General features: G+C 41.6%; 11 protein-coding genes. 9 read left to right on the top strand and 2 right to left on the bottom strand.

Features of this window, described 5'->3' with window-relative positions:
* The first annotated feature begins 320 nt into the window (after positions 1–320).
* From R2Q80_RS19850 to R2Q80_RS19865, 4 genes are all read left to right on the top strand, one after another.
* Positions 321–911 carry a GIN domain-containing protein gene (locus R2Q80_RS19850; protein WP_316801280.1) on the top strand — a complete coding sequence of 197 codons (591 nt, stop codon included), beginning with the start codon at positions 321–323 and terminating at the stop codon, positions 909–911.
* A 149-nt stretch (positions 912–1,060) separates the two neighbouring features.
* The gene (locus R2Q80_RS19855) at positions 1,061–1,939 is read left to right on the top strand and encodes an EamA family transporter (RefSeq protein WP_316801281.1); all 879 of its coding nucleotides are present in this window, start codon (positions 1,061–1,063) and stop codon (positions 1,937–1,939) included.
* Positions 1,940–2,078: 139 nt separating this feature from the next.
* The gene (locus tag R2Q80_RS19860) at positions 2,079–2,987 is read left to right on the top strand and encodes an SDR family oxidoreductase (RefSeq protein WP_316801282.1); all 909 of its coding nucleotides are present in this window, start codon (positions 2,079–2,081) and stop codon (positions 2,985–2,987) included.
* A gap of 12 nt (positions 2,988–2,999) precedes the next feature.
* Positions 3,000–3,917: an AraC family transcriptional regulator gene (locus R2Q80_RS19865; RefSeq protein WP_316801283.1), complete on the top strand. Its 918-nt coding sequence runs from the start codon at positions 3,000–3,002 to the stop codon at positions 3,915–3,917.
* A gap of 45 nt (positions 3,918–3,962) precedes the next feature.
* Here R2Q80_RS19865 and R2Q80_RS19870 read toward each other — a convergent pair whose 3' ends face one another.
* On the bottom strand, positions 3,963–4,709 hold the full coding sequence (locus tag R2Q80_RS19870; RefSeq protein WP_316801284.1) for an NUDIX hydrolase: 747 nt from the start codon (positions 4,707–4,709) through the stop codon (positions 3,963–3,965).
* A 16-nt stretch (positions 4,710–4,725) separates the two neighbouring features.
* Positions 4,726–6,804, bottom strand: a complete 2,079-nt coding sequence (locus R2Q80_RS19875; protein WP_316801285.1) for a hypothetical protein — start codon at positions 6,802–6,804, stop codon at positions 4,726–4,728.
* Between the two features lie 159 nt (positions 6,805–6,963).
* On the opposite strand from R2Q80_RS19875, the gene R2Q80_RS19880 reads away from it, so the two are divergent.
* The 5 genes from R2Q80_RS19880 (at position 6,964) to R2Q80_RS19900 (ending at position 13,240) form a co-directional block, all read left to right on the top strand.
* Positions 6,964–7,794, top strand: coding sequence for an alpha/beta hydrolase (locus R2Q80_RS19880; protein WP_316801286.1), 831 nt, complete (start codon positions 6,964–6,966; stop codon positions 7,792–7,794).
* 416 nt (positions 7,795–8,210) lie between these two features.
* Positions 8,211–8,834, top strand: coding sequence for a hypothetical protein (locus R2Q80_RS19885; protein WP_316801287.1), 624 nt, complete (start codon positions 8,211–8,213; stop codon positions 8,832–8,834).
* Positions 8,835–8,962: 128 nt separating this feature from the next.
* Positions 8,963–10,315: a M28 family metallopeptidase gene (locus R2Q80_RS19890; protein WP_316801288.1), complete on the top strand. Its 1,353-nt coding sequence runs from the start codon at positions 8,963–8,965 to the stop codon at positions 10,313–10,315.
* A 79-nt stretch (positions 10,316–10,394) separates the two neighbouring features.
* Positions 10,395–12,713: a patatin-like phospholipase family protein gene (locus R2Q80_RS19895; RefSeq protein ID WP_316801289.1), complete on the top strand. Its 2,319-nt coding sequence runs from the start codon at positions 10,395–10,397 to the stop codon at positions 12,711–12,713.
* On the top strand, positions 12,710–13,240 hold the full coding sequence (locus R2Q80_RS19900; RefSeq protein ID WP_316801290.1) for a hypothetical protein: 531 nt from the start codon (positions 12,710–12,712) through the stop codon (positions 13,238–13,240). Before R2Q80_RS19895 ends, R2Q80_RS19900 begins: the two co-directional genes overlap by 4 nt.
* Positions 13,241–13,245 lie beyond the last annotated feature (5 nt).

Genomic DNA, 13,245 nt, shown 5'->3' on the forward strand with positions numbered 1-13,245 from the left:
AGAGGGCCGCCTAAGCATTCACAAGAAATATTAAGGCCCGTAGGATTTATCCTCAACATAATTTTGAAATGCCCCTCAATGGGGCATTTTTTTTGACCCATCTCACATACTGATCAGTATAAGTGAAGCGCGCTCTTAGCCAGCCTTGTCTGAAACCTATCCTTTCAACTCCTTTTGGTCTTCAAATATCGGGCGTTCGTCGATTAGTATATTAGGCTCGTATAATGCAGTATTTTTTGCTGCAACGTTTTACGCTTAGCGACGTCCTATCATCAGAACAATCAATAAAAACATTACAAAAATTCTAAAATTAAAAGCATATGAAAACTCTATTCAACACATTATTCGCCTCATCTTTAGCATTAGTATTATCTACTTCTGCAGTATTGTCAACCAGCGCAGCTGAAACCATTAAACCGGTTCATGCAACAAAATCGTTAAACTTCAAACGCATTAAAGTGAATGGCAACGTAGAAGTAACCATCGTTCAGGGAACACGCACAGGTGTAAGCTATAACGACGATAATAACGGCCGCGTTAAGGTAATGCAAAACGGTGACGCACTGGAAATTGTTTCTACCGATAATGCTCCGGCAAAAGTAACTGTATTTGTAAATGATATCTTCCGAATCCAGGCTGGCGACAATGCAAAGGTGAAAACTGAAGGAATGTTAAATACCAAATATCTTCAGGTTTTCTTAAGTGGAAATGCAGCTTTGGAGCTAAACTCACGCTCAGAAGGTTTATATACCGTGATCGAAGACAATGCTGATTTGATCTTAAGCGGATCAACAGGCGAACACAACCTGGTAATGGGTGCCAGCCAGAAACTAACAATGGACAAATTCACGGCAGCAAAAACAAAAACGAGCTTTAGTGCTGAAAATGCAGTGGCCTCTTTAAGTAAATAAGCCATAAAACATTACAGGTTATCAAATAAAAGGCGATCAGTGATCGCCTTTTTTGTTTACAAAATAATTTGGGGGATACCAGAAAAAATCGATTAAAAAGCTAGTTTTGAAACCGGATTGATCATCCTGAAATCTTTAAGCGAGCCACCTTGAAAAACCTCAAATACTATTTAGCTGCCATCCTTGCCTTCTCCATCTGGGGATTTTTTAGTCTCGTATTAAAACCATTGCATGCTTATGCATCATTAGATATCCTCTTCTACAGGGTGTTTAGCTGTGCCCTGATTATGCTGGTTATATCTCTGCTTTTTAAACGACAAAAGATCAGAGAAAATATTGCTTTGTTCCAGGCGCTGCCGCTAAAAAACAAGCGGAGAATGATCTGGTTAAATATTGGTGGCAGTATTTTACTCACCGCAAACTGGTTTTCTTTTATTTATGTGATGAATAACGTCAGTGTGAGGGCCACTTCAGTGGCTTACCTGGTTTGCCCTATACTCACCACCCTGCTGGCTTATTTCCTGTTGCACGACAAGCTGAACAGGTTGCAGTGGTTTTCTGTAGCCTTGAGTTGCGTCGGATGCGTTTTGCTTTCTTACACCAGTATCTCCAATATGTTTTTCAGTACGATAGTGGGTTTGAGTTATGCCTGCTACCTGATTAGTCAGCATCAGAATAAAGGCTTTGATAAATTTATCATCCTCAACTTTCACATTGTGCTGGCAGCCATCATCCTGATCCCTTTTTATCCTTCTTTTTCCGGGCCACTGCCTACTGATTTTGAATTCTATTTCTATGTTGAGATCATCGCAGTACTCTATACCATCATCCCCCTGTTTTTGAACTTATACGCCCTGAGTGGCATCAGCTCTTCCAGGGTGGGAATGATCCTGAATATCAATCCGATTATTGCTTTTGCGCTATCCGGACTGGTTTACCATGAGCCCTTAGGATTGCTGCAGATCTTCGCTTACGGGCTGATTTTTCTTGCGGTGATTGTTTTCAATATCAGGCAAAAGACCAGTTAAGTCAATTATTTAGCCTGTTTTGGCTAAGTAAAAATCAGATCCGGCTAACTAATCACCTGATTAATGCATCACTTTTGTACTGTTGATGATCATCTGAAAAAAATGATCACAACTCATATTTAATAACATCGTTTAACTATTGAAAAGAGAACATATGAAAGTTTTTGTAACCGGAGCAACAGGCTTTGTTGGCACTGCTGTAGTGAATGAATTAATCGGGGCTGGCCACAAGGTTTTAGGCCTTGCACGGAATGAAGAGGCAGCTAAACGTTTAAAGGCGGCGGGTGCTGAAGTTCACCACGGTGATTTAGAAAATCTGGATAGCCTGATTGCAGGTGCACAGGCTGCCGACGGCATCATTCACCTGGGATTTATCCATGATTTTACCCGTTTTGCTGAGGTTTGCGAAATAGACCGCATAGCTATTGAAGCCATTGGAAATGCCATACTTGGAACGGATAAAGCATTTCTGGTAACCTCAGGCACATTAGTAGCCGGACCAGGACAACTTGCCACTGAAGATACACTCCCCGACTATGAACATTCACATAACCCGCGGGTGGCATCGGAAAAAGCCGTTGATACACTTGCAGCAAAAGGAGTAAGGGTTTCTGTTGTCCGCTTATCTCCTTCGGTACATGGAGAAGGTGATTTGCATGGATTCGTACCCATGCTGATTGACATTGCCCGTAAAAAAGGTGAATCAGCTTATAATGGCTCCGGACTAAACCGGTGGACAGCCGTACACCGTTTAGATGCTGCTGTGCTGTACCGCCTGGCACTCGACAAAGCGCAGCCGGGATTGCGTTTCCACGCAGTGGCTGACGAGGCTGTTACCTTTAAATCAATTGCAGAAATTATAGGCTCGAAACTGAATATACCAGTTGTGTCTAAAGCCGGTGACGCAGCAGCTTCACACTTCGGATTTTTCGAACATTTTGCTTCGATAGATGGTCCCGCCTCAGCTCACGCTACCCGCGAAACCCTGGCCTGGAACCCTACTCATCCATCATTACCAGAAGATTTGTTAAATGGCATTTATTTTTAATATCTTAAGTAGATGGATAAGCTAAAATATCGATTCAAAACCATTTCCGAATACCACAAACTAGCGGGCTTGCCTAAACCGGCACACCCGCTGGTGAGCGTGGTCAATCTGGAAAATGTACATATGCCGATGAAAAACCGATCGGTAAGTATGATCTTCGATTTTTATACAGTTGCACTGAAAAGGGTTCCTGATGCCAAAATAAAATATGGGCAGCAAATGAGCGACTTTGAGGATGGGGTGTTATTCTTCATGGCACCCGGACAGGTGTTTACAGTGGAAGTATATGAAGACCGGACACATCGGCCAACAGGCTGGATGCTTCTGTTTCACGCCGATTTGTTATGGGGTACCCACCTGGCCAAAGCCATTAAACAGTGCGATTTTTTTGACTATTCACTTTATGAGGCGCTCCATGTTTCTGAAACGGAAGAGCTTACCTTAAATGCCATTGCAAACCAGATTAATCAGGAAGTAAATTCAAATACAGACCGCTTTACCCAGCAGGTCGTAATCGCCCAGCTGGAACTATTATTAAGTTACTCTGAACGTTTTTATCAGCGCCAGTTCATTACCAGAAAAGCAGCCCATCATGAAATCATCGACCGGCTGGAGCAGTTGATCAATGATTATTTCGCTAACGGACGATTAGCTGTAAATGGCTTGCCAGGCGTTGCACAGATCGCGGCAGACTTAAATATTTCGTCCGGATATCTTACCGGATTACTTAAATCGCTGATTGGATTGAATACCCAGCAATACCTCCATGAAAAACTCATTGAACTGGCTAAAGAAAAGCTCTCCACCAGTAATTTATCAGTTAGCGAGATTGCATACGAGTTAGGTTTTGAACACCTGCAATCATTCAGTAAACTATTTAAAACCAAAACCAGTTTATCGCCAATGGCGTTCAGACGCTCATTTAACTGATTATGCGAATTGGTATAAGCAAAACTGAGGATGTAAACTAAAGGACTACCATGCTTCCTTTAATCCTTTTTTGAGTGCATTATTATACTTTTCCTGATCAAAACTATAGAGGTTTGGTGTGCGGTGGGCGCCTCCCTTACGTCCTTCATCATGTTTAATAAAAATATCATAGGCCAGCATTTTTCGCTGAAAATTACCCCTGCTTAATGGCTTATTCAGCAAGGTTTCATAAAGACGTTGCAGCTCGGGCATGGTAAACTGTTCGGGAAGCAGGCTATAGCCAATCGGTTTGTAATTTAACTGAAACCGCATGGTATTCAGGGCTTCCTGATAAATTCTGGAATGGTCCATCATCATCTCAGGCAATTCATTCACATCTTTCCATTCACAGGCCACAGAGATCTCATCAACGACGGGTATAATCTGTTCATAATCTACCAAAGCATAATAGCCTACCGAAAGGAAACGCTGACGGAACCAGATATTTTCGGGCATATAATATAAATCACTTTCTGACCGGCCAAGTTCGCCAAAGGTTTTAAACTGCTCTAGAAAAACCTTTTCCGCCCCTGTGCGTTCCTGAAGAATGCTTTTCGCAGCTTCATCCAGATCCTGATCATGACTTAAATAACCGCCTGGCAGACCCCACTTATCCTGCCCTTTCATTTTGATCAGGAGCACCTTGAGTGTGTTGGCATGAAATCCAAATACCACACAATCAATTGATATGTGCGGCAGGTGTGTTCGGTAGAAGGTTTTACTTCTCTTTTCAAATACAGACAGTTCATCCATAGAACAAAAATATAATTTATTTTTCCAGCCACACCATTTGTGTAAACGCTCCATTGGTTGCGATGTCCCAGGCCTCTACCCTTACCCACTTTCTGTTTGCAAGATTGGCCGGCCAGTTAAAAGTTTGTTTACCAAATGCCTGGGTATGGTTCAGATCAATATGTTCACGGTATACCTTATCTCCATCACCTGAAACAATCTCAACGAAACTAAGCGGGAATGTCCAGCTCAGTTCCATTTTAACGATAGCTTTACCTGCATTCAGCTTTAATGTTTCTCCTGCCCCTTTGCCGTTAATGGTAAATGAGGGAATAAGTACTTCGCCGGTGGAAACAAAAAACTTCCCCTTTCTGATGGCATCAAGAACCGGCTGCCAACCATTTTTGTAGCTAGGTACCTTATCTAACTGCAGATAGTTGACGTTGAGGTGTGCATACATTTCATTTCGATGGGTAATGGTAAAAATATCCGCTTCGGAAATTACATGTTTTTTCAATCCCCAATTGGCCATATCATCCATCAGGTTGAGTACCCGTTTGCTTAGCGTAGGTAGAGATAAGTCAGCAGGTATTGCCTTCCAGGCCGCACCCATAAATGTTTCTGACTTAAAAAAACCTTCATCCTTATATTGATCAGGGTATCCTGTTGATGCTTTGGTACGCGCGTGAGCAGTCCATGCCAGTCCTTTTTCCATTTCCAGCAGCTTCAACATTTCGTCCTGAGTGCCTACATGGTATACTTTACCAAACCGGGGATCATTCATTAAAAAAGGCTGATTTTCCTTTCTCGACATCACCCAATAAACTGGTTTTGGAAAAAATGCCAGCCAGTGGCCCCCGTAAAAGTTATTGGCTTCTTCTCCTTGCAACAACAGAAAGTTTTGATCTGATAAACGCTCGGTTTGCCTGAACAAGGCGTCAAGTTCTTTTATACGGGTAGAATCCGGACCTTTAGGATGTCCCGGACCGTGAAACTCAGCCAGTTTAACAATATCTAGCCCTGCTTTCTTTAAAACATCCACAAATTCAGGCTTTTCGGGCACCGGTTTACCACTTAATACCACATCCGATATAAATTCATTATGGAAGTGACTGGCCATGGTTTTGTAGCCGGGCAAATGCTGGTAGGAATCATTATGGGTAAATTTCTTCACCTCAGCGAGTACAAACTCTGCCTTTTGCGTACTAAGCAGGCAGAAGAAGTTGAGGCGCTGCTTTGTTTTCGGCGGCGCATTAAACCAGGGCACATAACGCTTATCGCCCAGGGGATCCTGCCTGATTCCGATTCCATAGCCGGGGATTAAACCAAGATAATTCCTGCCTTTCCAGGTAAACTTCAGATTAAAAGCCTCATCAAGCGGATAAAAATACTGATGCGGCGCAGGAAACAAAGCCAGACTGCCGCCTGCATTTTCACCAATCACGGTGCGGTATTTTACTTCTAGGTTTATACTTTCATCCGATTTCGATATCGCCTCTCTCTGGAGCTGATTACCTACATCGCTCCAGGCCACGCTATTCCATACATCCGTTTTTGTCACCAGCCCTGCATCATATAAAATCGCTGTGGAGTCTTTTTCTGTCGACATTACCGCAGCAACATTAAACATAGGGCTACCGTTATAAAATGTAATTTCCAGGTTCCCTTTAAAAATCGAAGATTCGAGTGCTGAAATGGTCACAATCGTTTGGGCACCTTTAGTGCTCACCACCGCATTTTGCTTATTAAATGTAACGGCATTTGTGGAATAGGGTCTGGTTGGAACCCGGTCAAAGAAAACATCCCAACCCCCACTTGATGGACTGAGTGTTCTGCTCCCCACCCTCAATATGAATGCAGGATCAAGCTTAGCGGCTATTTGTTGATAGCTGCCACGGTTGCCAATAGCCAGGCTGGTGAACAGCGGATTGTTCTGGTTGAGGTCGAGGATTGCCCTCCCGGTTTTGCCATTCCCCGCTGGCCATGTCAAAGTTAGTACGCTCCCCTTTGCCACCGCTGTTGTACCATTTTTCTTAAACAATTTAAAATTGATGGATTGCTGTGCATAGGAAAAAGCACTACAAAAAATAAATACCAGGATCAGCAGTTTTCTCATAGGTGATTAAAATTGGTTAGAAATTAAGTAAAATGATTTAGTAAGCAGAACGAGCCTGTTCAATCGCCCTAATATAGGAGCTGTTCATTATTATTTTTTTTTGATTTCAAAATAAAGAATATTTACCTTGTAACATTATTGTGAATTAATCCTCAGATCATGCATCCTATACTCATTAGAAACAACGTCAAAATCCTTGGAGAAGGCACTCAGATAATTGTTTTTGCACACGGCTTTGGCTGTGCCCAAACGTCATGGAAATTCATGACGGATGCTTTTCTGGAAGAGTATCGGGTAATTTTATTCGATTATGTAGGTTCGGGTGAATCCGACATAACACAGTATGATTATTACAAATATGCTACACTTGATGGTTACGCCAGCGATGTGATAGAAATTATCGAAGCACTTAACCTGAAGGATGTGATTTTTGTTGGGCACTCAGTGAGCAGTATGATTGGCATGATTGCAGCGCTGCAGAAACCGGAAGCCTTTAAGAAGCTGGTATTCATCGGGCCCTCGCCAAAGTATCTGAATGATGGTGAATACATTGGAGGGTTCGAATCTGATGATATACAGACCATTTTCAATTCTATTGAAGAGGATTATGCGAGCTGGGCCAAAGGCATTGCACCTATCTTAATGGATAAGGCAGACCGGCCTGAGCTTTCTAACTTTTTACAGGAATGCTTTGAGGAAACTGACCCCAGCATCGCACTGGCATTTGCAATGGCTACATTTAAAACCGACTGCAGGGATAAATTTAAGGACCTGACGGTTCCAAGTTTAACGCTGCAAAGCAGTTCGGACATTATGGCTCCGCTTTCGGCAGGAGATTTTATTCATCAGAATACACCTGACAATTTCCTGGTGGTGATGCAGGCTACCGGCCACTTCCCGCATATCAGTGAACCAGAAGAAACCATCAGGGAAATAAAAGCATTTATAAAGAGTAACCGGCTGGCCTCAACCAGTAAACTTTCTGCATAAAAATTCTTTCCCAAAGTTTTATTCATTTTTTATCAAAGGGCTGTTCATTTTGTGAACAGCCCTTTGTTTTTTAAAAGAATTTCTTTTACAATAACTGCTATTTTACATGATAAACTTCTAACGTATTCGTTACTCAGAATACAAAGAGCGACATTCTAAACACAACGTAAATTGCGTATAGTCAAGGGTTTAGAGGCTGCTTAATCAAAGTATTGTCAAAAATAATTGAACACACAACCCATAAGAATATTCTCAGAGAATACAAAATGAACAAAATGAATAATTTCTACTTTTGTCGAAATCCAAGCAGAAATAAGCTTCGTATATATGCGCAAAAAATTGAAAAATAAGTCTTATTAGAAAGACATTTTACAACAGAATTGATAAATTATTTAACAAAAAGAAAACAAGTCACAATGAACACCATCAAAACACTTTTATTAACCTCTCTAAGCATCTTCACTATTGTTACCACAAATGCACAAAGCTTCAAAGAGCCTGTTGCATTCAAACTAAAAAATGGAATGAACATTATTGTTTCAGAAAACAACCGTTCACCAAAAGCATATGCAAGTTTCACTTTAGATGCTAAAGATTTCGAAGGTAAAAAAGCCGGTGTTGTTGAGTTATTGAATGCTGTTTTAAATGAGAACGTAGCCAAAAATTCAAATGTATCTTTTAAAGACAATAGTGGAAAGTTAGCTGTTGCCACAGCAGATTTAGATGAAGCGCTTTCAGGCATGGCTGCATTAATTCAACACGCAAGCATCAACCAACAAAACTTCAATACTGCAAAAGCAAAATTATTGACCAGCATAAAAGCTAAAGATTATGATTACGACCAGTCAGTAAATGAAGAATCGATCAGCGCTTTAAGCCTTTCAGATGTAAAAGCATTTTATGCTGAGGTTTCTCCAGAGAAAACATACCTGACAATTGCTGGTGATGTGGAGTTAAACAATGCTAAAGCTTCAGCTAAAAAAGCATTTGGCAACTGGGCAACCTATTCAAACCAAGAATCGTCTATCCTTACAAAATAAGTAAGGAAATTTTTAAATACCAGCCTCCTGATTAACCCGGGAGGCTTTTTTTATGCTTAAAAAGTTACAAACCTAATGAACTGCTTTCTACTTATTCAGGTATATTAGGGCATCAATTTCCCTTCCACATGAGAAAAACCTTATTTGTATTACTTGTCAGTTCATTTGCCGCAGTAAGTCTTCAGGCACAAACCATTATCAATCGTGATGCTGATATTGAAAAGATGGTCAAGTCTGTTCATCAGGATTCATTAAAATCATATATCTCGAAAATGGTAGCTTTTGGAACCAGAAGTACATTAAGTGATATCAAAAGTAAAAAGAAAGGAATAGGTGCCGCAAGGAATTGGGTAGTCGGCAAATTTAATCAGTTTGCAAAACAGAGCAACGGACGGTTAATTGCTTATCTGGACACCACTACATTTAAACCTGACGGAAAGCGCGTAGACCAGCCTACTCTACTGGGCAATGCCGTTGCCGTACTTAAAGGAAGCGACACAAACGACAAACGTGTTTATGCGGTTAGCGGCCACCTTGACAGCCGTGTAACGGATGTAATGAACAGAACCAGTGATGCACCGGGGGCCAATGACGATGGTAGTGGCGTTGCAGGGGTGATTGAAGCCGCGAGAATCATGAGTCAATACCAGTTTTCGGCAACCATCATTTTTGTTGCGGTGAGTGGTGAGGAGCAATCACTCCTGGGATCGGGATTTATGGCAGATAAAGCTAAAAAAGAAGGCTGGAACGTAGATGCCATGCTAAATAACGACATGATCGGAAGTAACAATAGCAGTGAAACCCAAATTATAGATAATACACGCCTTCGGGTTTTCAGCGAGGGCTTACCTGCTTATGAGCTGGATAAAAATGCGAAAACCATTCGCCAGTTTGGACTGGAGAATGACGGCAAAAGCCGCCAGCTGGCCCGCTACGTAAAAGAAACAGGTGAGAGATACGTAGATCAGCTTGAGGTAAAACTGATTTACAGAAACGACCGGTTCTTGCGCGGCGGAGATCATACACCCTTCGTTGAAAACGGATTTACTGCGGTGAGGATTACTGAAATGAACGAAAATTTCGAGCATCAGCACCAAGATCTGAGAACTGAAAAAGGTGTACGTTACGGCGACCTGCAGGAGTTTATGGATTTTGAATACCTGCGTAAAAATACTGCAGTAAATATTGCAGTACTGGCCAATCTGGCTAAAGCCCCGTCGGCACCTTCCGAAGTAAAAATTGACGTTAAAAACCTAAGCAATTCATCGTACTTATACTGGAAAGCACCTGTTAACGGTAACGCAAAGGGTTATTATGTTTTAATGCGCGAAACCAGCAGCCCTGTTTGGGAAAAAAAGTTTTACACCACAGGCACTGAATTAAGGATTCCGTACAGTAAGGATAACTATTTGTTTGCGGTACAAAGTGTTGGCAGCGAAGGCAATGAAAGTTTACCTGTTGTTCCAGGTATTGGCCGCTAAAACATTCGCTTTGCCAATTTTTAACAGGTAACATCTTCATAATAAATTAATTTAAGAATAAAAGCCCTATTTTTAAGGAGTGGTAACATTCAATAGATTTTTGCTGATCCTTTTCGTGCTGTGCTGTACCCGATTGCATGCGCAAAAGGTAGGTCTTGTGTTTAGCGGTGGTGGTGCCAAGGGGCTTGCCCACATCGGCACATTGAAGGCCCTCGAAGAAAACCACATTCCTATTGATTACATTACAGGGACCTCCATGGGTGGTATTGTGGGCGCCATGTATGCATCCGGTTACTCCCCTGCCGAAATTGAAAAAATAGCCTTAAGTAACGACTTTCAAAATTGGGTAAACGGTCGGTACACCAGTGACTATACCTTTTTCTTTCAGAAGAATGCGCCCAACGCCTCCATGCTTACTGCCAAGGTTGCCATTGATACGGGATTTCATTTTAGTTTCCGCTCTAATCTCATTAATGATATCCCGCTAAACTTTGCGTTCCTGGAATTGTTCTCCCAGGCATCAGCAGTTTCTAAGGGGAATTTCGACCATCTCTTTGTTCCTTATCGTTGCATGGTAGCTGATGTGCTGTCGCAAAAAAGCATTACAGTCAGTAAAGGTAATCTTGCAGAAGCCGTTCGCGCAACCATGACCGTGCCGATTATCTACCGCCCGATAAAGCTTGATGGAAAATACGTTTTCGATGGCGGTCTTTATAATAACTTCCCTGCAGATGTAATGGATAGAGACTTCAAGCCCGATTACATCATTGGGGCTAATGTATCATCCAAAACCTACAATGAATACCCTAAAAACATCGATGACCGCCTGATGAACCGGTTTCTGGTTTACATGTTCCTGTCCAAATCAGATTCTACCATGATTGGTAAAAACGGGGTTTATATCCAGCCTGATTTGGCTGATTATAGTGTAACCAATTTTGCCCCTGTGGCTGAGTTAATAAAAAAAGGCTACGATGCAGCCATGGCCGATATGCCGCGTATAAAAGCGCTGATCAAAAACCGTGTCGATCCCAAAGCACTTGAACTCAAACGTGCTGAGTTTAACCGCAAAAAGCCCGACCTGAAATTCAGCAACATTATAGTTTCAGGTGTAAATGATCAGCAGAAAAGATATGTAGAACGGCTGTTTAAGAGCGATAAAACCAGCTTCGATCTAGAAGACATTAAAAGGGCCTATTACAAGCTTGTGGCCGACCAGACTTTCGAAACTGTTTATCCTAAAATTACTTATCAGCCAATTACCGACAGTTACACTTTTGAAGTAGTGGCCCAACCAAAAAAGAGTTTTAAGCTTGAATTAGGGGGAAATATTTCAACAAGACCGGTAAGCAATGTATTCCTGGGCGCAGAGTACAATTATTTGAACCGTAAAGCTTACACATTTGGCACCAGCTTTTATTCCGGACGTTTCTATGAATCGGTGCAGGTAAATGGCCGGGTAGATTATCCAACCAGGCTCCCGATATTTCTGGCTGCCGAGCTCACCTACAATCACTGGAATTTTTATAACACCAGTCAGATTTTTATCGAGAATCCCCACCCGATGTATATCGAGCAATCGGACAGGAAAATTGACCTGATGGCAGGCTTCCCGTTAAATTATAATACCAAAGTTGTACTTCATTCTACCTTCATCAACAACATGGACCACTACAGCCCTAACAATACCTTTGGGGTTGGTGATGTACTTGATCAGACGGTATTCAATGGTTTCAGAGGTTCCGTTAACCTGGAGAAAAACTCACTCAACAGAAAGCAATATGCCTCTAACGGACAAAGCTTTTCACTAAGCTTCAATTATACTACAGGCCGTGAGAATTATGACCCGGGCAATATCTTCCGTTCTACGCCAGGCTATAAGAAAGCACCCGGTTTTAGCAGATTGCATCACTGGGGCAGTATTAAACTTAGTCAGGAAAATTATTTTTTCCACCTGAAAAAATACACCCTCGGTTATTTGATAGAAGGTGTAATTTCTAACCAGCCTTTGTTTGGAACATACTATGGTACGCTGTTAACAGCGCCGGCATTCTATCCGCTGCAAGATAGCCGTTCGTTATTCCTAGATAAATTCCGCGCAACCACCTATGCTGCCGGCGGGATAAAAAACATCTATAATATCAGAAAAAATTTCGACTTTAGACTGGAAGGTTATTTATTTTTACCTCACAAAGAATTTGAGTTAACAAATCTTCAGGAGGTAGATTATGCAAAGGCCATTACAAAACTCCGCTATGCAGCAACTGCGGGATTGGTTTACCATACACCTCTGGGACCTGTTAGTTTAAGTTACAACCTATATAATGATGCAGTTAAAAGAAATGGTGTATTATTGCATATTGGTTATTTGATTTATAATAAACGTTCACTGGAATGAGAAAGATATACCTCTTAGTTTCTTTTTGCTTAATTGTGTTTTCGGCGGGTGCGCAAAATGCAGCCATTAACAATTTTCTGGTTAAAGAAAACCTGTTAAAAAACAATAAACTGGCAATCATAGCGGCCGACTCACTTAATGTGCCTAATGAAAACATTAATGGCAGTTATACTTTCAGCGTAAGCGGATTTACGCAGATTTTGAAGTTTAATGACGGGATTGCGGTTTTACCCCTGCCGATAGATAAGTCGACTTTTGTGTATATTAAACACCAGAATGATTCGGGTACACACAGCAAACTGGTTTATGTGTACAAGAAAGATGCCGACCTCAGCCCATACGCCATCAACAGCTTATGGCTTTTCATCATTCCAATTGCACTGGTGGTTATCGCATTTGCCTTTAGAAAGCTCATCATATTTGTTGTAATTGCTTTTCTGGTATTTGTATACTTCAATCACAGCGCAGGGTTAAATCTGGGCACCTTTTTCGAAAGCATATTTGATGGTCTAAAAAGCCTGTTCTGACCGGC

Source organism: Pedobacter frigidisoli (assembly GCF_032678525.1).
In the GTDB taxonomy this organism is placed as follows: domain Bacteria; phylum Bacteroidota; class Bacteroidia; order Sphingobacteriales; family Sphingobacteriaceae; genus Pedobacter; species Pedobacter frigidisoli_A.